Below are 22846 nucleotides of genomic sequence, written 5' to 3'. Positions count from 1 at the left end.
ATGGAACTCTTCACCGAGGGCGACCCGATCGCCGACACGAAGGCTCCCGACGGCCCCATCGAGAAGCGCTGGGAAACCCGGCGCTTCGAGGCCAAGCTGGTCAACCCCGCCAACCGCCGCAAGATGACGGTGATCGTGGTCGGCACCGGCCTGGCCGGCGGCTCGGCCGCGGCCACGCTGGCCGAGCAGGGCTACCACGTCAAGTCCTACTGCTACCAGGACAGCCCGCGCCGGGCGCACTCGATCGCGGCGCAGGGTGGCATCAACGCCGCGAAGAACTACCGCAACGACGGCGACTCGGTGCACCGGCTGTTCTACGACACCGTCAAGGGCGGCGACTTCCGCTCCCGGGAGTCGAACGTGCACCGGCTGGCCGAGGTTTCGGTCAACATCATCGACCAGTGTGTCGCCCAAGGCGTGCCGTTCGCCCGCGAGTACGGCGGCCTGCTGGACACCCGCTCCTTCGGCGGCGCCCAGGTGCAGCGCACCTTCTATGCCCGGGGCCAGACGGGTCAGCAGCTGCTGCTCGGCGCGTACCAGGCGCTGGAGCGACAGATCGGCCTCGGCAACGTCGAGATGAACACCCGGCACGAAATGCTGGAGCTGGTCATCGTGGACGGCAAGGCTCGGGGCATCGTCGTCCGGGACATGGTCACCGGCGAGATCAGCACCGAGATGGCCGATGCCGTGGTGCTCGCCTCCGGCGGCTACGGCAACGTCTTCTACCTCTCCACCAACGCCAAGGGCTGCAACGTCACCGCCACCTGGCGGGCGCACCGCAAGGGCGCGTACTTCGCCAACCCGTGCTACACCCAGATCCACCCGACCTGCATCCCCGTCTCCGGCGACCACCAGTCGAAGCTGACCCTGATGAGCGAGTCGCTGCGGAACGACGGCCGGGTCTGGGTGCCGAAGACCAAGGGCGACGACCGCAACCCCCGGGACATTCCCGAGGACGAGCGGGACTACTACCTGGAGCGGATCTACCCCTCCTTCGGCAACCTGGTCCCCCGGGACATCGCCTCCCGTGCCGCGAAGAACGTCTGCGACGAGGGCCGGGGCGTCGGGCCGACCAAGCTCGGTGTCTACCTGGACTTCGCCGACGCGATCGGCCGGCTGGGCCGCAAGGCCATCGAGGCCAAGTACGGCAACCTCTTCGAGATGTACGAGCGGATCACCGGCGAGGACCCGTACGAGGTGCCGATGCGGATCTACCCCGCCGTGCACTACACGATGGGCGGCCTCTGGGTCGACTACGACCTCCAGTCGAGCATCCCGGGCCTGTTCGTGATCGGCGAGGCGAACTTCTCCGACCACGGCGCGAACCGGCTCGGCGCCTCAGCGCTGATGCAGGGCCTGGCCGACGGCTACTTCGTGCTGCCCACCACCATCGCCAACTACCTGGCCTCGGGCCCGCTGGACAAGGTCGACTCCAGCCACCCGGCGGCGATCGAGGCGCGCGCCGACGTCGAGGACCGGATCCAGCGGCTGCTGGCGGTCAACGGCGACCGGACCGTGGACTCGTTCCACCGGGAGCTGGGCCAGGTCATGTGGGAGCACTGCGGCATGGAGCGCAGCGAGGCCGGGCTGCGCAAGGCGATCGACGAGATCCGCGCCCTGCGCGACCAGTTCTGGCAGCGGGTCAAGGTGTCCGGCGAGGGCGAGGGGCTCAACCAGTCGCTGGAGAAGGCCGGCCGGGTGGCCGACTTCTTCGAGCTGGCCGAGCTGATGTGCATCGACGCCCTGCACCGCGAGGAGTCCTGCGGCGGCCACTTCCGGGCCGAGCACCAGACCCCGGACGGTGAGGCGCAGCGCGACGACGAACGGTTCGCGTACGTGGCGGCCTGGGAGTTCACCGCCACCGGTGAGCCCTCGGTGCTGCACAAGGAAGACCTGAAGTTCGAATACGTCCACCCCACGCAGCGGAGCTACAAGTGAACCTGACCCTGCGCATCTGGCGCCAGAAGGGCCCTGAGGACAAGGGTCGGATGGTGACCTACCCGGTCGACGACGTGTCCCCGGACATGTCGTTCCTGGAGATGCTCGACGTGCTCAACGAGCGGCTGATCCTCGCCGGCGAGGACCCGGTGGCGTTCGACCACGACTGCCGCGAGGGCATCTGCGGCATGTGCGGTCTGATGATCAACGGTGACGCGCACGGGCCGCAGCGCGGTACCACCGCGTGCCAGCTGCACATGCGGCAGTTCAAGGACGGCGAGACGATCGACATCGAGCCGTGGCGGGCCAGCGCCTTCCCGGTCATCAAGGACCTGGTGGTCAACCGGGGCGCCTTTGACAAGATCATCGCTGCCGGTGGCTACATCACCGCGCCGACCGGCAGCGCGCCTGAGGCGCACTCCACCCAGGTGGCCAAGGCCAACGCGGACGCCGCCTTCGAGTCGGCGGCCTGCATCGGCTGCGGTGCGTGCGTGGCGGCCTGCCCGAACGGCTCCGGCATGCTCTTCACCGCCGCCAAGCTCACCCAGCTCTCGCTGCTGCCGCAGGGCCAGCCCGAGCGGTACACCCGGGTGATCGGCATGGTCGACGCGCACGACGAGGCCGGCTTCGGCGGCTGCACCAACGCGGGCGAGTGCACCCCGGCCTGCCCGAAGGGCATCCCGCTGAACACCATCGGGCGGCTCAACCGCGACTACCTCATGGCCACCTCGAAGCGGGCCGACAACACCCCCGGCGCCTGACCGCCCGCCCCGCCCGGGGCAGCTCCGCGACGCGACCGCCGCGCCACCTCGCTGGCGCGGCGGTCGCGTCATCTCCCGCCGGCCCGCTCCGCGATCCGGGCAGCCGGTTCAAGCCCTCCCCTGCGGGTAGCACCTGTACGAGGTGCTCGGGCCGTACCTGAAGCCCGGCGACGTCCTCGGCCACGAGCCGATGGGCATGCGCCGGCGGCTCGGGTAAGGGCGTCGGGGGGCACCATGCATCGATCAACTCGCCTAGGGTGGTGGGCCGGCAAACGCTCCGGCCGACCACGATGGGGGAGACGATTGACCATCCGAGTGAACCGCAGGACCGCGCTCGGGCTGGGCACGGTGGCCACCGCCGGTACGGTGCTCGGCGCCACCGCCCCGGCGAGCGCCGCTGAGGGCACCGAGGCCGCCCCGACCACTCCGGCCCAGGCCGGCCGTCGGGTCGCCACCAGCTATACCCGGCACAGCACCGAGGCCGGCGGCAACTGGCAGGCGTACGTGAGCGTGACCGACCCGGCCGGCCCGCCGGTGGTCGCGGTGACGGCCGAGGCGGACCGGCGGATCGAGGCGTACAGCCTCAACAAGATCGCGGTGGCCACGACGGTCCTGGACAAGGTCGACCGAGGGCTGCTGACACTGGACCAGCGGGTCGAGGTGACCGCGGCGATCGTCGTGCCGGGCGGTGACGGCATCTTCAGCCTGGACGGCGCGTACCCGAGCAGCGTGACTCTCGGGCACGTGCTGGCCACCCTGCTGACCGTCTCCGACGATACGGCGGTGCGGCTGTGCGGGCTGGTCTGCCCGGCCGCCGAGCTGAACGCCATCCTGGTCGCCAAGGGCTTCCCGAACACCCAGGTCGAGCCGGTGGCCAATCCGAACCGGTTCTTCCTCGGCACCAGCACCCCCCGGGAGACGCACGACCTGCTGCGCGCCCTGGTCGCCGGCACCCTGCTCTCGCCCACCTCGACGGCGTTCCTGCTCGGGCTGCTGCGCTCCCCGGTGGCGTTCACCGACGGCATCCGGCGCACCATGTCCTCGGAGGAGCGGGCGCGTATCGCCACCAAGGCCGGCTGGTTCGCCGACGCCCGGCACGAGGCCGGGGTGATCTTCGACCGATCCGGCGCCGCGGTGCTCACCTACGCGCTCTTCGCCGACAGGCAGGCCGACCCGGACGACTTCGGCGCCACCCACCCGGCGGTGCAGGCCCGGGCCGCCATGGGCCCCCGGTTCCTGGCCGCGGTGGACCGGCTCGCCGGCGCCGGCACGGCGTACCGGATGGCGGCACGGCGGCCCAGTAACGGCGGCTGAGCCCGGTCCCGGATCGGTCGCCGTGGCGGCGACCGATCCGGTGCGCCGACCGCTGGAGCACGAGCCGGCCCGGGTGACTACCGTGTAGTGCGGGACACGGCGGAGGGACGGCGATGGCACCAGCGGAGCGCACGGACATCGAACGGTCGCTCGGGCGACGGATGCGGGGCACGGCCGGGCTGGCCGCGCTGGCCGGCCTGGCCTGGGTGGCCCGGGACGTGCCGGCGGCACTCGGCGGCCGGCTCGCCGGGGCCCGGGCCGAACGGGCGGCCCGCTCGCCACAGTTTCGCGACGGTACCTTCCACAACCAGGCCGGCACCCGCACCATGGTCGCCGACCCGGGCCGCAACCTGCTCCGCGAGCTGATCTTCGGCAAGCAGAAGCGGCGCCCGACCGCGCCCGTGCCGCTGCTGCGTCCGAGCGCACCGCAGGCCGCCGACACCGCCGACGAGCTCACCATCGTCTGGTACGGCCACGCCTCGGCGCTGATCGAGATCGAGGGCCGGCGGGTGCTGCTCGACCCGGTCTGGAGCGAGCGCTGCTCGCCGTCTGGCCTGGTCGGCCCCCGCCGGCTGCACGAGCCGCCGGTGCGCCTGGACGAGCTGCCGCCGCTGGACGCCATCCTGATCTCCCACGACCACTACGACCACCTGGACATGGCCACCGTGCGGGCACTGCTGGCCGGGCAGTCCGCACCGTTCCTGGTGCCGCTCGGGGTGGGCGCACACCTGGACCGGTGGGGCGTACCCGCCGACCGGATCATCGAGCTGGACTGGGCCGAGTCGCACCAGGTCGCCGGGCTGGAGATCACCGCCACCGCCGCCCAGCACTTCTCCGGCCGGGGGCTGCGCCGCGACGGCACGCTCTGGAGCTCCTGGGTGGTCGCCGGGGCCCGACGCAAGGTCTTCTACACCGGCGACTCCGGCTACTTCGCCGGCTACGCGGCGATCGGCGCGGAGCATGGGCCGTTCGACGTGACGCTGATGCAGATCGGCGCGTACGACCGGGCCTGGCCGAGCATCCACATGTTCCCCGAGGAGGCGGTCAACGCCCACCTCGACCTGCGCGGCGGGCTGTTCATCCCGGTGCACTGGGCGACGTTCAACCTGGCCCTGCACGATTGGTCCGAGCCGGTGAACCGGCTGTGGGCCGAGGCGAAGGCCCGCGATGTCCAGCTGGCCGTGCCCCGCCCGGGTGAGCGGGTGGTGGTCGATGATCCGCCGGCCGTGGACGGCTGGTGGCAGTCGGTCGCCTGACGGGGTAAGCCGTTCAGAGCACGAAGGCGTCGGTCCAGAGCGCGCCGGAGCGGCCGGAAAGCGCGTCCAGCATGGCCACCGCCTGGCCGTCGGTGAGCTGCGCGACGAAGTCCACGATGGCCCGCCCCCGGGCCCGGCCGATCCGGTCCGGGGTGCGCGGGTGCAGTTCCGCCTCGGCCAGCTCGACCAGGTCGTGCAGCCGGCGGGGCAGCCGGGACTCCTCCTCCGGGTCGAGCAGCCACTCCCACAGCGCCTCGACCAGGGTGCCCAGCAGGCGGGCCTGGCCGCGCTGGTGCAGGGCGAGGTCCGGGCGGGCCAGCACGAACCGGTGGTGCACGAATTTGAGCACCTGCACCTCGTGCCACTGGGCGCAGCCGAGCAGCACGTACCCGGAGCGCACCGACGGGTGCTCGGTCACCGTGATCGCCTCGACGAAGCGGGTGGACCAGCGGGCGGAGAATCGCGCCATGTACTGCTCGGCCTCGATCGAGCCGTCGAACGGCATCGCCAGCAGCCCGTCGACCAACTCCTCCCGGACGTGCTCGACTGCGGCGGCGAACGCGTCGTCGTCGGCGATCCAGGCGTCCTTGCTGTGCAGCTGCCGGCGCAGCCGCTCGATCGCCGCACCGGGCCGCCGGGCCGCGGTGGCCAGCGCCGCGTCGGTGATCGCCCGGAAGTGCCCGCTCTCCCGCTGCCAGGCCATCAGCTCGGCGGAGACCGAGCCCTGCTGGAGCACCCCGACCCGGTAGAAGTCCTCCACGTCGTGGATGGCGTACGCGATGTCGTCGGCAGTGTCCATCACGGACGCCTCCACGGTCTGCTGCCAGTCCGGTATGCGGCCGGCGAACGGCTCTCGGGCCTGCCGCAGGTCGTCGAGCTCGGTCCGGTACGCGCCGAACTTCGACGAGCCGCTCTCCGGGTCGTCCGGCGGCGGGGTGGCCCCGCGCGGCGGCGGGTCCAGCAGGCGGGGGTGCGAGTCGGGGTAGTCCAGCCGGGTCCACGGGTACTTCAGCATCGCCGCGCGGACCGCGGCGGTCAGGTCCAACCCGGTGGTGGCCGCGCCGCGGATCTCGGTGCTGGTGACGATCCGGTACGACTGGGCGTTGCCCTCGAAGCCGTCGGTGAGGCCGAGGCGCTGCCGGGCCAGCCGGTCCAGCACCCGCTCCCCCAGGTGCCCGAACGGTGGGTGGCCGAGGTCGTGGGCGAGCGCCGCGGCCTCCACCACGTCCGGGTCGCAGCCGCCGAGCTTGTCCAGCAGGTCGCGCCACCGCTCGTCGGCCGTCAGCCGCTCGGCGATCGCCCGGGCCACCTGGGCGACCTTCAGGCTGTGGGTGAGCCGGTTGTGCACCAGCAGGCCGGAGCCGACCGGGCTGATCACCTGCGTGACACCGCCGAGGCGAGCGAAGAAGGGCGAGCCGACGATCCGGTCCCGGTCGGCGCGAAACGGGTTGGCGGTGAGGTCGCCGAGGGCCCGGGCGCTGCCGCCGAAGAGCCGCCGGGCGCGCGGCTCCGCAGCTGATTCCATGATCGCCACGCTAGCGCAGGCCCGGCGGGGCCGCCGCCGGGTCGCCCCGGCCGGGCGCGGCGACAGCGCCCGGGTTCGCCCGGCACAATGCAGGGCGGTACCCACTTCCGAAGGCGGATCGAGATCGTGACCCAGTCTGTTCATCAGCGGATCGCCGACGAGCTCGGCGTGGCCGAGCGTCAGGTGCGGGCGGCCGTGGAGCTGCTCGACGGCGGCGCCACCGTGCCGTTCATCGCCCGCTACCGCAAGGAGGCCACCGGCCTGCTCGACGACACCCAGCTGCGCACCCTGGAGGAGCGGCTGCGCTACCTGCGGGAGCTGGACGAGCGGCGGGCCGCGGTGCTGGAGTCGATCCGCGGCCAGGGCAAGCTGGACGAGGCCCTGGAAGCGCAGATCATGGCCACCGACTCGAAGTCCCGGCTGGAGGACATCTACCTGCCGTACAAGCCGAAGCGGCGCACCCGGGCGCAGATCGCCCGAGAGGCCGGGCTGGCGCCGCTGGCCGAGACGCTGCTGGCCGACCCGACCCAGGACCCGCGGGCCACCGCCGCCGGGTTCGTCGACCCGGAGAAGGGCGTCGCCGACGCCCCCGCCGCGCTGGAGGGCGCCCGGGCGATCCTGATCGAGACCTTCGCCGAGGACGCCGACCTGATCGGCACGCTGCGTGAGCAGATGTGGTCGCGGGGCCGGCTGGTCTCCCGGGTACGCGAGGGCCAGCAGGCCGCCGGCGCCAAATTCGCCGACTACTTCGACTTCTCCGAGCCGTACCCGAAGCTGCCCTCGCACCGGATCTTGGCCATGTTCCGGGGCGAGAAGGAGAGCGTGCTCGACCTGACCATGGAACCGGAGGAGGCCGGCGAGGCGGACGCCGCGCCGACCGGCCCGAGCCGGTACGAGGCGGCCATCGCCGGCCGGTTCGGCGTGTCCGACGCGGGCCGCCCGGCCGACCGTTGGCTGGCCGACACGGTCCGCTGGGCCTGGCGTACCCGGATCCTCATCCACCTCGGGGCGGACCTGCGGATGCGACTCTGGCAGGCGGCCGAGGAGGAGGCCGTCCGGGTCTTCGCCACCAACCTGCGCGACCTGCTGCTAGCGGCCCCGGCCGGCACCCGGTCCACCATGGGCCTCGACCCGGGCCTGCGCACCGGCGTCAAGGTGGCCGTGGTGGACGCCACCGGCAAGGTGGTCGCCACCGACACCATCTACCCGCACGAGCCGCGGCGGCAGTGGGACGCCTCCATCGAGACCCTGGCCCGGCTCGCCGGGGCGCACGGCGTCGAGCTGATCGCGATCGGCAACGGCACCGCCTCCCGGGAGACCGACAAGCTCGCCGGTGAGCTGATCAAGCGGCACCCGCAGCTCAACCTCACCAAGGTGGTGGTCTCCGAGGCCGGCGCGTCGGTCTACTCCGCCTCCGCGTACGCGTCTCAGGAACTGCCCGGGCTGGACGTGTCGCTGCGCGGCGCGGTCTCGATCGCCCGGCGGCTGCAGGACCCCCTGGCCGAGCTGGTAAAGATCGACCCGCGTTCGATCGGCGTCGGGCAGTACCAGCACGACCTGTCCGAGGTGAAGCTCTCCCGTTCGCTGGACGCGGTGGTCGAGGACTGCGTCAACGGGGTCGGCGTCGACGTCAACACCGCCTCGGCTCCCCTGCTCACCCGGGTCTCCGGCATCGGCGCCGGGCTGGCGGAGAACATCGTGCTGCACCGGGACGCCAACGGCCCGTTCCGCTCCCGGGCGGAGCTGAAGAAGGTGGCCCGGCTCGGCCCGAAGGCGTTCGAGCAGTGCGCGGGCTTCCTGCGCATCCCCGGTGGCGACGACCCGCTGGACTCCTCCAGCGTGCACCCGGAGGCCTACCCGGTGGTCCGCCGGATCCTGGCCAGCACCGGGCAGGACGTGCGCTCGCTGATCGGGAAGTCGGCGATCCTGCACGGGCTGCGGGCCACCGACTTCGTCGACGACACGTTCGGCCTGCCCACCGTCACCGACATCCTCGCCGAGCTGGAGAAGCCCGGCCGGGACCCGCGGCCCGAGTTCCGCACCGCCACCTTCGTCGAAGGCGTGGAGAAGATCAGCGACCTCACCCCGGGCATGGTGCTGGAGGGCGTGGTCACCAACGTCGCCGCGTTCGGCGCGTTCGTCGACGTCGGCGTGCACCAGGACGGCCTGGTGCACGTCTCGGCGATGTCGAACACCTTCGTCAAGGACCCGCGGGACGTGGTGAAGTCCGGGGACGTGGTGCGGGTCAAGGTGCTCGACGTGGACGTGCCGCGCAAGCGGATCTCGCTGACCCTGCGGTTGGAGGACGAGGCTGGGGCGAGCACCGGCCGGTCGCCCGAGGGGGGCCGCCGCGAGCGGGGCGGTCCCCGAGGCGAGCGCGGCGGCGCGGGCGGCCAGCGCGGTGGCCAGGATGGCCAGCGCGGTGGCCAGGGTGGCCAGCGCGGTGGCCAGGGTGGCCAGCGCGGTGGTCAGAGCCGGCAGGGCGACGGTCGGGCTGGCGCGCGGGGGGACCGGGGCACCTCCCGGGGCGGGCCGCAGCAGCTGCAGGGCCGAGGCGGCTCCACCCCACCCCCGACCAACGACGCGATGGCGGATGCGCTGCGGCGGGCCGGCCTGGCCTGAGGCAGGCCGGGCCAGTCTGGTCCGAACGGGCGGCGGCCCGGCGCCACGCGAGCGGGGCCGCTCCACCGTCTGCAGTCGGCTCGTCAGTTGGGATTGCGGGCCGGGGAGTTCTCGGCCAGCCACTCGTCCATGGTGTCGTTCTTGACCGCCGCGAAAAGTTTCGCCGAGGCGGCCAGGTCGGGGAAGAACACGCTCTGGTCGCCGACCATCCCCACGCCAGTTGTGGGGCTGGTCAACATGGTGACATCCTCGGCGCTGACGCCGCTTAGGTTCCAGATGGTGTCGAAGACCGACAGCTTCTGGTCCACCTGCACGGCGCCGGCCGTCCCCTGGAGGAAGTCGTTGAGCTGGCCCGGATTGGTCAGGACGCCCCTGCTGCTGGCCTTCCGCATCACCGCGGCGATGATGGCCTGCTGGTGGCGCATTCGGCTGTAGTCCCCGTCGGCGAACTGGTGCCGCTCCCGCGCGTACTCGAGGGCAACCGCGCTGTCCATGTGATGCACGCCGGGCTCGTAGACACGCCCGGGCGGCACGCTCGACGTGAAGGCCCGATCGACCGTGACGTCGACCCCGCCCAGCGCATCGATGACCTTGCCGAAGCCGACGAAGTCGACTTCGACCACGTGGTCTATGCGTACGCCGGTGAAGCCCTCGATCGTCCGGACCAGCAGGGGCGTCCCGCCCCAGGCGTACGCGGCGTTGATCTTCGCCTTCGTCGGGCCTCCGCCGTCCTCCACAAGGGAGGCGGGGATGGTGGTCCAGGTGTCCCGCGGAATCGAAATGAGCTGAGCCCGGTCCCGGCTGTGCGGTACGTGGATCAGCATGATGCTGTCGGTACGTGAGACGGTGTCGCCCGGCTCGGACTGGTCCTTGCCGACCACGAGGAAGTTGAGCGCGGAATCCGCGGCCCGGACCGGTCGCTGCTCCTCCTGCAGCCCGTTGAAGGCGTCCACCTTCTCGACCTGCTTCTCCAGTGACCGCACGTAGAGCCACCCGCCGACCCCACCGCCGCCGATCACCAGCAGCACGAGGGCGGCGACGAGGATGGTCACCCGGGCCCACCGGCTCCTCGGCAACCACCGTCGACGTCGCCGTCGACCGGTGTCGTCGCCCCGCGGATTCCACGGCGGTCGGGACGACCGACCGATCTCGCCAGGATGCGCCTGCTCCACCATGAATACGGACATTACCCGCTAAAGGCGATGCAGGCAGTCGAACCGATGTATGGCCAGTACGGGCTTTCGGAAGGGGCGAGCGACAGCGCATCGCGTACCGTCCAGACGTGGAGGACAACGGCCCGACATGGCACGAGCAGCGGCAGCGGGCGGTGCGGGCACGCGCGGCGGCCGAGGAGCGGCGCCGCGCGGCCGAACAGGCCGAGGCCGCGGAACTCGTCGCCCGGTTCGCGGCCGAAGCGACCCGGCGCGCTCTGCGCACCGTGCCGCCGGCCGTCAAGCCTTACGACGGCCCCGGTGGTTACCGGACCCGGCTCACCGGGTGGTACATCGACCGGGCCCGGTCCCGGGCGGTCGACGCCGACGGACGGTTCTACCTGCTGACCGTCGCGGCCAGCCTGCGGGCCCGGCTGCTCGGCGCCGACCCGCGACCGCAACCGCCGCCGCTGGTCATCGGAGCGGGCGGTCGGGATGGCGAATCCGTACCCCTGCGGACGCTGCTCGATCGTCGGCTGGAGGGCGGGGACGCCTGGGGGCGATCGGCCCGGTGGTGCGGCGAGCCACATTCCACCACCACAGCTGTTGCAGGGCCAGGGTCACGAGGCCGGCGAGGACGATGGCGCAGAGGTTGATGACCAACTGAAGCGCCGACCCGGCGGCCTCGTGCCAGACCCCGTACGCGGCGGCGACGGCGACGTTCGCGGCCGCGGGCACGGTAGTGACCGAGATCAGCACCCCGACGAGTGACCCGGACTTCTTCGAGGTGAGCGAGAGCATCCCGGCCACCCCGGCCAGCAGGCCGACCACCCAGGAGAGCGCGTCCGGCCGCCAGATGAAGTCGGTGAGCGGCCGGTCGGCGAGCAGCATCTCCCGACTGACGAGACCGGCGGCGGTGAGCGCCCATGTACTCAGCACGGTGGCGACCATGGCGACCAGGAACCCGACCACGATGGCCTGCACCGACCGCAGGATGATTTTCGCCTTGCGCCGCAGCAGCGCGACGCAGAGCGCGGCGAGCGGACCGAACTCGGGGCCGACCACCATCGCACCGACGATGAGGATGGGCTGGTCGAGGAGCACGCCGATCCCGGCGATCATGGTGGCGACGACGATCAGGACCAGGTAGGTCCCGGACAGTTCGGTCTGCTCACCGGTCTTGGCGGCGATCTCGTCCCAGACCAGCGCGTCGGCGCCGCTGCCCGGAGCGTCCCGGGCGGCCCGGTCGGCGGCGGTCGACAGGGTCAACTCCACATCGTCGGCGGCAATCCCACCGCGGGCCTCGACCCCCAACTGCCGGAGTCCGTGCAGCACGCCGTCCGCGCTCTCCCGCACGACGTCGCAGAGGATCAGGTCGCCCGCGGGCTGGCGGCCGGCTCCGTTGAGCACGGCCAGGTGAGTGACCCCGGGATCCGCGGCCAGCAGGTCGGCCACCGCCGCCGTCTGGTCGGCGGGAGCGATGATCCTCAGGTGTAGCATGCCTCCCCCATCCGCCATTCGGCGACATCGTGGTCGGCCCACTCTACGGGGCAGTTTCCTGGGAATCGAAGACCGACTCGGCCACCCTCCAGCCTGCGCCCACGGTGGACGATTGCCGCGCCGAGGGTTGCATCACTTATCCCCGAAAGATGGCAATACGGCCACGGGGGGACATTCTCCTCGTTAACCTCGAAAGAACATTCGAGCGGGTCGGACGCGTATGCCCGAACCGCACACTGAGCGCCGGATGCCCTCGATGCCTATACCCGACGGTTGCGCGGGCGACCGGTGGTCGCATCCACCAAGGAGTCTGTCCCGTGACCGATCCGGTCCTCCTGTCGCCTCCCGATGTCGGCCCACTCGAGGAGTCCTACGTCCTGGACGCGCTCCGATCCGGATGGGTCGCACCGGCGGGACCGCACCTAGAGGCGTTCGAACGCGAGGTCGCCCAGCGGGTCGGCTGCGCGCACGCGGTGGCGCTGGCCTCGGGAACCGCCGGCCTGCACCTGGCCCTGCTCGGCCTCGACGTACGGCCCGGGGACGTCGTCGTGGTCCCCACCCTGACGTTCGTCGCGACGGCCAACGCCGTGCTCTACACCGGAGCGGAACCCGTCTTCGTCGACTGCGAGCCCGCCACCGGCAACCTCGATCCGGCGCTGCTGGACGAGCTCCTGCGCAACCTGCGCGCCCGCGGCCGCAGGATCGCCGCCGTGATGCCGGTGGACATGTTCGGAGCCTGCGCCGACTACTCCCGAATCCTGCCGCTCTGCGCCGAGGCCGAGGTACCGGTCGTGGAGGATGCCGCGGAGGCGCTCGGGTCGACCCGGCACGGCCGGGCCGCCGGGTCGTTCGGCCGGGCCGGGGTGCTCTCGTTCAACGGCAACAAGATCATCACAACGTCCGGCGGCGGGATGCTCCTCTCGGACGACGCCGACCTGATCGCCCGCTGCCGCTACCTGTCGACCCAGGCCCGCCAGCCGGTGTCCCACTACGAACACACCGACGTGGGCTACAACTACCGGCTGAGCAACGTGCTCGCCGCACTCGGTCGGGCACAGCTGCGCCGGTTGGACGAGGTCGTGGCGCGGCGGCGCCGGCTGCGGGAGCGTTACGCGAAACTCTTCGCCGCGGTCCCTGGCGTACGCCTGCTCGCCGACGATGACGTGGATGCCAACTGCTGGCTAACCACTATCGCCATCGATCCGGCAGCCGCCGGCTGGCGGGCGCCGGACCTCGCCGCCCACCTCGGCGCGAATGACATCGAGACCCGGCCAGTCTGGAAGCCGATGCATCTTCAGCCTGTCTTCGCCGGTGCGCGCGCGCTGCTCACCGGCGCCGCGCAGCGGCTCTTCGAGAACGGCCTCACCCTGCCCAGCGGCACCGCGATGACCGAGAGCCAGGTTGTCCGGGTGCTCAATTCGATCGAACAGTTCCTCGAGGGCCGATGCCCCGGCGGGGATGAGACAGTGAGATGAACTTCGAGATCTGGAACGCCCGAAGGACCGCGGACGCGACGCGATGGCTGGCGGTGCACCGGGCGTGGGCCGCCCGGGAGGTGTTCGCCCACCCTTCCTACGTACGCCTCTTCGCTGGTGAGCGGGATGAACCGCTCGCGGCCTATGCCGAAACGCAGTCCGGGTTCATCCTGTACCCGTTCGTACTCCGGCCGGTCACTGCACGGCATCTGGTCCGCCCGGGGCGGCCGGTTTCCGACATCATCAGCCCGTACGGCTACGGCGGGGCGTTCCACTGTGGTGCGAATGAGGTGGAGGCAAAGGAGTTCTGGTCGGCGTTTGACGACTTCTGCCGGTCCCGCAGGGTGGTGTCGGAGTTCAGCCGCCTCTGTCTCTTCGAGGACCGGCGCCTGCCGTACCCGGGTCAGACTGAGCAAAAGCTCGTCAACGTGGTGCGTGACCTGCGGACGCCTCGGGACCAGATGTGGCAGGAGTTCGACCACAAGGTCCGCAAGAACGTCAACAAGGCCAGGCGGCTGGGTGTCCGGATCGAGGTCGACGAGACCGGGGCACGGCTGGACGACTTCCTCCAGATCTACCAGGGCACGATGGACCGTCGCCACGCCAGGACGGGCTACTACTTCCCCCGAGAGTTCTTCGAGAGCATCCTCCACGAGCTACCCGGAGACTTTGCGTTCTTCCACGCCCTGCACGACGGGCGCGTGGTCTCCACCGAACTCCTCCTCCGGTCCGCCCACACGCTCTACTCGTACCTGGGTGGCACCGAACGGTCCGCGTTCGACCTGCGACCGAACGACCTGCTGAAGTTCGAGGTCTTCCGGTGGGGGCAGGAGCACGGGATGACACATGTCGTACTCGGCGGCGGGTACGCACCCGAGGACGGCATCTTCCGCTACAAGCGAGCCTTCGCCCCCCGTGGCCTGGTCCCCTACGCGGTCGGCACCAGGGTATTCGATGAGTGGACGTACGCGCGACTGGTCGACGCGCACCAGGCGGAGGCGCGGGGCCGGCTCGCCGGCTGGCAACCGCTTCCCGGCTTCTTTCCCGCGTACCGGCAGGACCTGCCGCCCGTACCGGCCTGACCGGCGCGCGCCCACGTCCATCCACGGCCGGGTGTGGGGCGTCCAGCACTCTCCGTGGTCCCACCTGCCTCGACGGGTCGAAGGCGACAGCGAGCGCGATGGGCCACGGCGCCCGCGTCGCCGCCAACAGTCTGATGTCGAGGCGGTTTCGCCAAGCTCCGGAGAGCGCTGGGTAAGTCATATTTGGGGGATAACAGGAACATAACCGCATGAGGCCTGTTAGAAATGGATTTGTCCGGCATAACCGATAGCCGGAGGACCCGGCGCGAGCCGTGGCTGACCGCCGGTCTATGCATCGACAATCCGCGGTGGAGTCCCCCCGTCCGACGTGCCGCCTCGCGGTCCCTACGCCGGGCTCGGCGTTCAGGTGCAGGCGCAGCCACTGACGGCGGGGATCCCGGGAAGTCGGATCCCCGCCTCGGCTGCAGCGCAAGTGAGGAGAGCGATGTGGTTCCGGATGGAGCTGGTCGAATGAGAAACGGTGACCGCTGGGAGGTCGGATCCGCGTTCCCGATGTTGCTGCCCTCCGGCGACAGTCGCGTTGAACCCCCCGAGCAGGTCCGGTTCTTCGGGTCCGGGCGGCAGGCGCTGTGGGCCCTCGTCGAGTTCGGCCGGCGGGAGTACGGGTGGGAGGCGGTTCACGTGCCGGCCTACTACTGCCCGGCCGTAGTGGATGGCATCGTCGACCTAATCTCCGTGCGGCGGTACGACAGCGGACCGCTGGGTCCCCACCCGCGGCCCGAGGCCGGTCCCGGAGACGCGGTGATCACCGTTTCGTACTTCGGCGAGCCGCCCCTACTGCCGTCAACTCCGGCGGCCATGATCATCGACGTGACGCACGACCAGGTCGCACCCTGGCTCGACCGGTCACGGGCCGCCTACGTCTTCGCCTCGCTGTACAAGACCCTGCCGTTGCCCGACGGTGGAATGCTCTGGTCGGGCAACGGCCGCCCGCTGCCGCCCGCCGTGCCGCCGACCGAGGGTCACCTCGCCACGGTCAGCCGGGGCCTCTCCGCGATGTGCCTGAAAACGGCCTATCTGGACGGCGCGCCGCTGCGGAAGGAGGAATATCTCCCGCTCTACGCCGCAGGTGATGCGGGGTTCCGCTCGGCCCCGGTGAGCGGCATCTCCGACCGCTCCCGGCAGGCCCTGCACGTCCTCCCCGCTCAGGACCTGCGCCGGCGCCGGATCGCCGCCGCGGAGCTCGCTTCGTGCCTGCGGAACCGTGCCCGGCGTAGTGGTCCACACCCGCACCTTCGACGTGGTGCTGGAGTTCGACTCGCCCGAACGACGCGAGTCCGTCCGCCACGGACTGATCGCCAGGAACGTCTACCCGGCTGTGCTCTGGGACATCGCCCCGGAGGGCACACCACCGAACCAGTTGGACTTCTGCCGCCGGATGCTCCACCCGCACACCGACTTCCGGTGAAACGGCAGTGACATGCGACAGGCGGCGACGGTCGTGCGCAAGCTGCGCCAACGGTATCCGTCGCGGCACGAACGGACAACCGTGCCCCACCCGATCACGACGTCCCCGGACCGACAGCCGAGTGTTTCTCCCAGATAGGAGCAAGAGTGAACAGTACGAGGCTGAGCGGCTCTGACCGGGCGGATGCGGGCACACGGAAATCCGGTGGTTCCATGCCTGCGCACCGTCAGCCCTACGACCGCGTCAAACGGGGACTCGACGCGCTGTTCGCCGGCCTCGCTCTGCTGGTCCTGTCACCGGTCCTGCTGGGCGTAGGCGTCGCGGTTGCCCTGATGATGGGCCGCCCCGTGCTCTTCCGGCAGACGAGGCCAGGTCTCGGCGGCAGGTTGTTCGAGCTTCGGAAGTTCCGGACGATGCATCCGATCGGTCCAGGTCGGGTCAGCGACGGCGAGCGGCTGACCCGTTTCGGCAGGTGGCTGCGCTCGAGCAGTCTGGACGAACTGCCGACCCTCTGGAATGTTCTGCGCGGCGACATGAGCCTGGTAGGGCCGCGCCCGCTCATGGTGTCATATCTCGAGCGGTACACGCCGGAGCAGGCACGCCGCCATGAGGTACGGCCCGGCATAACCGGACTGGCCCAGGTACGCGGGCGCAACGCGCTGAGCTGGGAGAAGAAGTTCAGCTACGATGTGCATTACGTCGATGCGCGCTGTCTCCGCCTTGATCTGCGCATCCTGCTGGAGACGGTGGTCGTGGTCCTCCGCGGCGAGGGCATCACAGCGGACGGTTACGCGACCGCCCCCGAGTTCCTCGGCACCGCCGACTCAGTGTCGCTGACGAACGCCGACCGTGGCGGCGCGCCCCCGGCCTGATCACACTGGCGGGCGGCGGGCGGCGCTTCAGGTTGACCTACCCAGCCGCCACCGTTTCCGCCGGCGCGGCGACCGCTCCGCCTCGCCCTTCCCTGCGGCCACCGCCAGTTGATCTCGCGAGGGCGTCGAGGATCACCGAAGCGTGAAAGGCGACCACGTTCTCCTGTCGCCAGGACTCCAGCACCCCCGGCCCGATTCGTACTGTGCGTGCCCGTAGCTGTGAGAGCAGTGCCGAGGAGATGGAGGCAGCTCGTGGCGGGACGAGAATCAGTCCTTCCGCGACCTTTTCGGCGATCCCGCGCGTCCCCCGATTGTCGACCGCCACCACCGGCTTTCCCATTACCAACGCCTCGGCCACGGTCAGCCCGAACCCTTCACGGGGGCTGGTCGACAGTACGACATCGGCAGCAGCGAGTTCGACACCCGGTTCCGGTGTCCACCCGACCGCGCTGATGCCGGGCTCATCCGGCGGCACCCATGCGGGCTCACCGATGCTGGTCGAGCCGACGATCCGTAGTTCGAGGTCCGGTAAGGATCGCCGCGCCACCCGCCAGGCGCTGACGGCCAAGTCGAAGTTTTTGTCCGGCGTCAGCCGACCCATGACGACGACCCGTGGCGGCCGCCCTTCCCCCACCGGCTCGCCGGGCCCGGAGGCGCGCAGGCGTTCCGCGTCAACACCCGCTCCCCCGCACGGCGCATAGTGCACCCTGCTGCGCGGAGCGAGTCGGCGGTAGATCTCCTGGTCGTCTGGGTTGAGGGTGACGTAGGTGGGGGTGAGCCGGGCCGAGACCGTCTCGATGACCGAGAAGAGCTGACCGGCCCTGCCGGGAGCACCGAAGAGCGTCCCGTGCACCACCGCCACGTGTGGAGTCCTCGTGACCCGGGCGACGACACGCCCGACTGCGACCGCGTACGGGGTGTGCAGGTGCAGCAGATCCACCCGCTCCTCGCGCACAATCCGTGCGAGGTCTCGTCCCGCTCGGGCGAGGTTCCTGAGGCCTGCCCGCCGGAATGGCGCGACCTCGTGCACTGCGTCGAAGCTCCGGTGCAGCGACGGCGGTACGCTTCCACGGCCGGCAACGGCCACCGGTCGCAGCCCGTATGGCCGGAGCGCGCGGGACACCGGCGCCACGAAGCCTTCCAGGGTCGCACCCAGAGGTGCCAGAAAGAGCACGGACGCCGACCCCGACCTAGCCACGCTGCCACGCCTTCACGTGCTGCACGGTCAACCACGCGAAGTGCCGGGCGTCCGAAAGCGCGACACGTCCGGGATGGGATCCGGCCGCCCGGCGACGGGCCAGCCGGAGTTGCATGGTCTCAGCCGGCTCCGTGATGGGTCTGCTGTGCTGTTGGGAATGTCTTCGGTACCGGAGGAGCGGCGACGCCAGGTTGTCCAGCAGACCGCGGCGGGACATGCGAAGCCACAACTCGTAGTCCTGTGCCCGGACGAAGGTCGGGTCGTAGCCACCGGCCCGCAGGACCTGCTCCCGCCGCAGGACGGCGGACGGGTGAATGACGGCGTTCCGCCACAGCAACTGCCGCCGTACCCGCTCGGGGCCGACCGGGACGGACAGCACGCCTATCTTCCTGCCGCGCTCGTCGATCACGGTGGCGCTGGAGCCGAGCACCACCAGTTCGGGCCGCGCGCGCATTTCCGCAATCTGTGTACGAAGTCGCTCCGGTTCACAGACGTCATCCGAGTCGAACCGCGCAACAAGTTCGGTGGAACTCGCCTCCAAGCCGGTGTTGAGCGCCCTCGCGACGCCCGATCCGGGTGGCACCACCTTGACGCGAATCCTGCCGGACAGCTGGGGCTGCTGCAGGACGGCACGATTCTGGTCGCACTCACCATCGAGAACCGCGACCAGGAGCCAGTCCTGGTGAGTCTGGGCGATCAGGCTTGAAACAGCTTGGCCAAGCCAGGCGGACCGTGGCGCAATGGGCATGAGAACACTGACCAACTCGCTCACGGAAGGACCTTCTCGTAGTAGTTCGTGGCTTCGTTGACTATCGACGACCACTCGAACCGCGCAACGTGCTGCGGCGCTCGTGCGCGCAGGGTCCCCGCGAGTTCCGGATCCTGGAGTAGGCGGGTCACCGCCTCGATGAAGCCACGGTCGTCGCCCTGTGGAAACAGAAGGCCACATGGCCCCACGGCCTCTGGAATCCCGCCGAGGTCTGCCGCCACCACCGGCGTCCCGCAGGCGGCAGCCTCCAGCGCCGCCATCCCGAACATCTCATCCCGTCGGGTCGGGAGTACACAGACGTCAGCCGCAGACAGAAGTCCGGCGACGATCTTCTCGTCCACCGCCCCGAGGCAACGCACTCCTGCTCCGGTGAGGACCTTCGTCAGCTCGGACGGGCCGTTGCGCGCGAAGCGCTCGGGCGGTCCGGCCGCGACGACGGTCACCTGCGGTAGCGTCCGCCGGAGGGCCGCGGCCAACGGTGCCAGCAGGTCCGACCCCTTCTGCTCGCAGACCCGGCCGAGATACACCACGAGCCGCCCGGACGGCAGGTTCAGCGCCGAGCGAGCTCGGCGGGCCGCCTCCGGGTCGTTGCGGAACTGAAGCGTGTTCACTCCGTTGTAAAGGACCCGGGTCCTGTCACCGAGATTCGGATAGAAGCCGACGAAGTGACGGGCGCAGAATTCGGACGCCGCCAGGATCAGGTCGAAGTCGTCAAGCCGCGCGCGATAGTAACGGTGCACCGCCCCGTTCGAGGTACCGCGGTACCGGAAGAAATCGACCGACTGCACGGTCGCGGCGAACCTGGCTCCCAGTGCGGTTGCCGCTACGGGCGATCCGTGGGCGTGCAACACGTCATAACGGGGCACCCCGTTCAGCCACCGCCTCGCGCCGATCAACATTTCGTAGTCGCGTAAGGGCCGATGGCTACGCAGCGGAAGGCTTCTGACCTGGACCCCGTCCACATCCAGCACGCCGGAATGCTCACCCGGAGTGAGCACGACGACCTCATGACCGGCGGCGGCCTGAAGCCGTGCCATTTCCATGATCCTGCGCTGGAGCGCGCCCCCGAAGCGGTGCAGGACCGGCACGTCCGACGTGCCGATGTGTACGATCCTCACATTTCCCCCTTTTGCATGAGGCGCTGGTAGAGATCCAGATGCCGGTCGATCATGTGATCGACCGAGTAGTCGTTGGCGGCGGTTCGGGCACGCGCGAGCGCGCGGTTGGCGAAGTGTTCGTACGCCTGCAGCACGGTCGTGATCGCCGGCGCCAGACTGACCGAACTGGACGGACTGACCAGCACGCCTGCATCGCGCACCTGGTCCGGTACGCCCCCGACCTCGCTGGCCACCACTGGCAGACCGGTCAGCAGGCCCTCGGTGACGACACTGGGCAGGCATTCGTACCCGAGCTCGGACGGCAGAACGAGCAGATGGGCCCGCCGGTACTCCTCCACCAGCTCCGGCCCACTGCGTTGGCCGACGAAGGTGACCCGATCGAGCAGCCCCAGGGCGCGGGCCCGCTCCCGCAGCCGGCACTCCAGCTCGTCGTTGTGGTAGACGAGCCGGAGGACGACCTGTCGGGGCAGGTCAGGCAATGCCTCGATGACCCGATGGATCTGCTTCATCGCGATGAGCTGGCCAACGAACAGAAGGATGATCTGGCCGTCAGGGGCCAACCGACGCGGTCGACAGACGTCACTGGAGATGCCTATCCCGTTCGGAATCACTTCCACACGCGACCGGGGGAGGCGATAGCGGCTTGTTGTCTGCTCCGCCTCCACCTGGCTCAGGCAGACGACCGCCGTTGCCCGGGACATGACCATACGCTGGGCCCTCCGCTGCAGCGGGGTCGGCGGCAGCGCGAAACGGTGCGCCGTGAAGACGAACGGGCGCGCGAGGGGCGAGAGAGCCGCGAGAACGGCTGCCTTCGACAAATGGTGTACGTGGACGATGTCGCTCTCGCGTGCCAGCGCCACTGTCCCACGGTCCTCAAGTCGACAGGCGCGCACCTCTATGCCGCGCCTCCGCAGGCCATCGACCAGTACGACTTCCGGGGCGGGTTCCCTTTTGGCCAGTTCCTCCGCCGAGTGGCGGAAAACGCCGCCAGCCACCAGTATTTTCATGCATTGACCTCCTCGCACGAGTCGTGAAACCGACGACCGATTTAGTAGAGCAATGCCGCCCGGGCCCGGAAAGTTGCGGCGGCGTCACGACACACCATGTCGCCGGATCTCATCGTCTCCCCAGGGCACCGTCTCAGACATGGGCACTTGATGAATTGGCGAGCGAACGGTCCGGAAAGGGGAGTCGCCAGACGGTAAACCATCTCGTTCCGTCGATTCCCTCTTCATGACCCGGGGGACCAGAACGGCAGCAAGCAAGGCCGCCGAGACGGCATAGGCGAAGCCGGTTGCGATCGCCGCGCCATTCGCGCCGTAACGCGGGGCCAGGAGAAGTGCGAGGATGCACAGGGCGGCCGCCAGGACGCCGTCACTGATTACCCAGGCACGGATCCTACCGAGGCCGACCGCCACACTGCCGAGCACGTGGTTGGCGGAGACAGCGACGCCAGTCAACGCCATGATCACAATAACCGAGCTGAACTGTTCGTACGTCGGGCCCAGCAGTGCCGGAAGGTAGTTCGCCGCCACAACGATCGAAAGCGCCGCCGCCACGGCGAAAGCCATTCCGATCTTCACCACGCGGAGCACGACGGATCGCGTCCGCAGCGGGTCGCTCGGACCTGCCACATAGGTGATCGAAGAGTTTGCGAGCGCGCCCGGAAGAAAGCTCACAACGAGGCTCAACCGGCTGGCCAGTGCGAATCCGCCGTTTTCGGCGAGTCCATCCGCTCGAGATAACAAGAGGCTCTGAAGAAGCCAGGCTGCACCGTTGATCGACAACGCGGCCGCACCGGCCGGGACCGCACGCCGGACGAGACTCCTAGCCAGAGCCATGGCCTCGTGCCTCCCGGCGGGGACCAACCAACGCGCTTTGAGGACAATCACCAGGCCGACGGCCGTCATCGCCATTTCGGCGGTCCCCGCTGCGGCGGCCGACAGTGTCGCTGATCCGTACATCGCTCCAACAGTCACCGTGGTGCAGCCGACAAGCACCGCCCTGGCGAAGGTCAGCTTGGCCAGGGTGGCGAACCGCTTGTGTCCGGCGAACACCGCCGAGATCACGATCCCGAAGCCGGTTGCCACCGTCCACCACACCGCCACCGCGCTCCCGAAGCCCTGCAACAGCTCGTTTCCCTGGCCCGACCAGTCGACCTTGGCTACGTCCACCAGCAGAAGGAAGCCCGTGCAGCAGATGAACAGCTGGACGGCGACGAAGGACAGCGCCACCGAAGTGAGCGCTCCAGCCCGCCGCAGATCGCCGGTGGCCGCTATGGCCTGGTTGACCAGCGGTGCGAGTCCGGGGACGGCGAAAGAGTTGAGCAGGCTCACGGTCAGCGTCAAGAAGGCGAACAGTCCGTACTGCTCGGAGCCAAGCACCGCCGCCCCCGCGAGTGCCGCCAACATTGCCACCGCTCCGGCGAGACCGGATCCGACCGCAGTGAGGGCCGTTGCCCTTCCGATGCTGCCAGCCCTCAACAAGTCCCGAACCCTTGCTCGACGGTCCGCGACAGGAAGACCCACAGCCTCTCCTCAATCCACTGCCTGGCCCTCATATCAAGGGAAGTCGACGTCTCCATAGCCGGAAGATCGAGTGCCTAGGGGGACTTACCGGGCTGAAACCATCGTAGGAGACGAAAACGGGCGGGGCTACCCAATGCCGCAATATTGGTGCACGATGACCCCCGCCACCTGTGATGTTCCTTAGTGCGGACGAGGGCGGTCCGGACCCGCCGGTTGACCCGGGCAGGCACACCGCTGTGACCCCTTGGCGGACCTGGCCCTGCCGGCATAAAGCGGTCAACACCATGCTCAAGCGGCAGGGCGTGGCC

17 protein-coding genes are annotated in these 22846 nt (G+C 70.0%); 9 read left to right on the top strand and 8 right to left on the bottom strand.

What is annotated here, in order from left to right; translation table 11 throughout:
• From OG470_RS17850 to OG470_RS17835, 4 genes are all read left to right on the top strand, one after another.
• The gene (locus tag OG470_RS17850; RefSeq protein WP_328425733.1) at positions 1-1938 is read left to right on the top strand and encodes a fumarate reductase/succinate dehydrogenase flavoprotein subunit; all 1938 of its coding nucleotides are present in this window, start codon (positions 1-3) and stop codon (positions 1936-1938) included.
• On the top strand, positions 1935-2699 hold the full coding sequence (locus tag OG470_RS17845) for a succinate dehydrogenase/fumarate reductase iron-sulfur subunit (protein WP_328425731.1): 765 nt from the start codon (positions 1935-1937) through the stop codon (positions 2697-2699). The genes OG470_RS17850 and OG470_RS17845 overlap by 4 nt, the downstream gene beginning before the upstream one ends.
• A 315-nt stretch (positions 2700-3014) precedes the next feature.
• On the top strand, positions 3015-4013 hold the full coding sequence (locus OG470_RS17840) for a serine hydrolase (RefSeq protein ID WP_328425729.1): 999 nt from the start codon (positions 3015-3017) through the stop codon (positions 4011-4013).
• Between the two features lie 113 nt (positions 4014-4126).
• Positions 4127-5269, top strand: a complete 1143-nt coding sequence (locus OG470_RS17835; protein ID WP_328425727.1) for an MBL fold metallo-hydrolase — start codon at positions 4127-4129, stop codon at positions 5267-5269.
• A gap of 13 nt (positions 5270-5282) precedes the next feature.
• Here the strand turns inward: OG470_RS17835 and OG470_RS17830 are convergent, their stop codons facing one another.
• A complete protein-coding gene (locus tag OG470_RS17830) occupies positions 5283-6794 on the bottom strand; it encodes a deoxyguanosinetriphosphate triphosphohydrolase family protein (RefSeq protein WP_328425725.1) in 1512 nt (503 codons plus the stop codon).
• 87 nt (positions 6795-6881) lie between these two features.
• On the opposite strand from OG470_RS17830, the gene OG470_RS17825 reads away from it, so the two are divergent.
• Positions 6882-9416 (top strand): Tex family protein, encoded by a 2535-nt coding sequence (locus OG470_RS17825; RefSeq protein WP_328425723.1) that lies wholly within the window; start codon positions 6882-6884, stop codon positions 9414-9416.
• Between the two features lie 83 nt (positions 9417-9499).
• On the opposite strand, the gene OG470_RS17820 is transcribed toward OG470_RS17825, so the two are convergent.
• Both OG470_RS17820 and OG470_RS17815 read right to left on the bottom strand, forming a co-directional pair.
• A complete protein-coding gene (locus OG470_RS17820) occupies positions 9500-10468 on the bottom strand; it encodes an LCP family protein (protein ID WP_328425721.1) in 969 nt (322 codons plus the stop codon).
• A gap of 573 nt (positions 10469-11041) precedes the next feature.
• On the bottom strand, positions 11042-12067 hold the full coding sequence (locus OG470_RS17815; protein WP_328425719.1) for a DUF389 domain-containing protein: 1026 nt from the start codon (positions 12065-12067) through the stop codon (positions 11042-11044).
• A gap of 317 nt (positions 12068-12384) precedes the next feature.
• Here OG470_RS17815 and OG470_RS17810 point away from each other — a divergent pair, with 317 nt between their 5' ends.
• The 4 genes from OG470_RS17810 to OG470_RS17795 all read left to right on the top strand — a co-directional run bounded on the left by OG470_RS17810 (position 12385) and on the right by OG470_RS17795 (position 16925).
• A complete protein-coding gene (locus tag OG470_RS17810; RefSeq protein WP_328425717.1) occupies positions 12385-13542 on the top strand; it encodes an aminotransferase class I/II-fold pyridoxal phosphate-dependent enzyme in 1158 nt (385 codons plus the stop codon).
• Complete coding sequence (locus tag OG470_RS17805) at positions 13539-14624, top strand: GNAT family N-acetyltransferase (protein ID WP_328425715.1); 1086 nt, start codon at positions 13539-13541, stop codon at positions 14622-14624. Before OG470_RS17810 ends, OG470_RS17805 begins: the two co-directional genes overlap by 4 nt.
• A 1225-nt stretch (positions 14625-15849) precedes the next feature.
• Positions 15850-16053: a hypothetical protein gene (locus OG470_RS17800; RefSeq protein WP_328425713.1), complete on the top strand. Its 204-nt coding sequence runs from the start codon at positions 15850-15852 to the stop codon at positions 16051-16053.
• Between the two features lie 212 nt (positions 16054-16265).
• Positions 16266-16925 carry a sugar transferase gene (locus OG470_RS17795; RefSeq protein WP_328425711.1) on the top strand — a complete coding sequence of 220 codons (660 nt, stop codon included), beginning with the start codon at positions 16266-16268 and terminating at the stop codon, positions 16923-16925.
• A gap of 37 nt (positions 16926-16962) precedes the next feature.
• Here the strand turns inward: OG470_RS17795 and OG470_RS17790 are convergent, their stop codons facing one another.
• The 5 genes from OG470_RS17790 to OG470_RS17770 form a co-directional block, all read right to left on the bottom strand.
• Complete coding sequence (locus OG470_RS17790; RefSeq protein WP_328425709.1) at positions 16963-18099, bottom strand: glycosyltransferase; 1137 nt, start codon at positions 18097-18099, stop codon at positions 16963-16965.
• Between the two features lie 16 nt (positions 18100-18115).
• On the bottom strand, positions 18116-18895 hold the full coding sequence (locus OG470_RS17785) for a glycosyltransferase (RefSeq protein WP_328425707.1): 780 nt from the start codon (positions 18893-18895) through the stop codon (positions 18116-18118).
• Entirely contained in the window at positions 18892-20010 is a 1119-nt protein-coding gene (locus OG470_RS17780; RefSeq protein ID WP_328425705.1) for a glycosyltransferase family 4 protein, read from the bottom strand. Before OG470_RS17780 ends, OG470_RS17785 begins: the two co-directional genes overlap by 4 nt.
• Entirely contained in the window at positions 20007-21017 is a 1011-nt protein-coding gene (locus OG470_RS17775) for a glycosyltransferase family 4 protein (RefSeq protein WP_328425703.1), read from the bottom strand. The genes OG470_RS17780 and OG470_RS17775 overlap by 4 nt, the downstream gene beginning before the upstream one ends.
• 84 nt (positions 21018-21101) lie before the next feature.
• Positions 21102-22421: a lipopolysaccharide biosynthesis protein gene (locus tag OG470_RS17770; RefSeq protein ID WP_328425701.1), complete on the bottom strand. Its 1320-nt coding sequence runs from the start codon at positions 22419-22421 to the stop codon at positions 21102-21104.
• Positions 22422-22846 lie beyond the last annotated feature (425 nt).

Source organism: Micromonospora sp. NBC_00389, from assembly GCF_036059255.1.
Taxonomy (GTDB): Bacteria; Actinomycetota; Actinomycetes; order Mycobacteriales; family Micromonosporaceae; genus Micromonospora.
The sequence above is the reverse complement of the archived record's forward strand: the minus strand, read 5'-3'. Positions and strand labels throughout refer to the sequence as shown.

Bases quoted from the DNA above. Each gene is read 5' to 3' on its own strand.
- OG470_RS17805 (WP_328425715.1), top strand. From the start codon at position 13,539: ATGAACTTCGAGATCTGGAACGCCCGAAGGACCGCGGACGCGACGCGA.
- OG470_RS17830 (WP_328425725.1), bottom strand. From the start codon at position 6,794: ATGGAATCAGCTGCGGAGCCGCGCGCCCGGCGGCTCTTCGGCGGCAGC.
- OG470_RS17770 (WP_328425701.1), bottom strand. From the start codon at position 22,421: ATGTTGGCGGCACTCGCGGGGGCGGCGGTGCTTGGCTCCGAGCAGTAC.
- OG470_RS17835 (WP_328425727.1), top strand. From the start codon at position 4,127: ATGGCACCAGCGGAGCGCACGGACATCGAACGGTCGCTCGGGCGACGG.
- OG470_RS17795 (WP_328425711.1), top strand. From the start codon at position 16,266: ATGCCTGCGCACCGTCAGCCCTACGACCGCGTCAAACGGGGACTCGAC.
- OG470_RS17775 (WP_328425703.1), bottom strand. From the start codon at position 21,017: ATGAAAATACTGGTGGCTGGCGGCGTTTTCCGCCACTCGGCGGAGGAA.
- OG470_RS17850 (WP_328425733.1), top strand. From the start codon at position 1: ATGGAACTCTTCACCGAGGGCGACCCGATCGCCGACACGAAGGCTCCC.
- OG470_RS17825 (WP_328425723.1), top strand. From the start codon at position 6,882: ATGCAGGGCGGTACCCACTTCCGAAGGCGGATCGAGATCGTGACCCAG.
- OG470_RS17815 (WP_328425719.1), bottom strand. From the start codon at position 12,067: ATGCTACACCTGAGGATCATCGCTCCCGCCGACCAGACGGCGGCGGTG.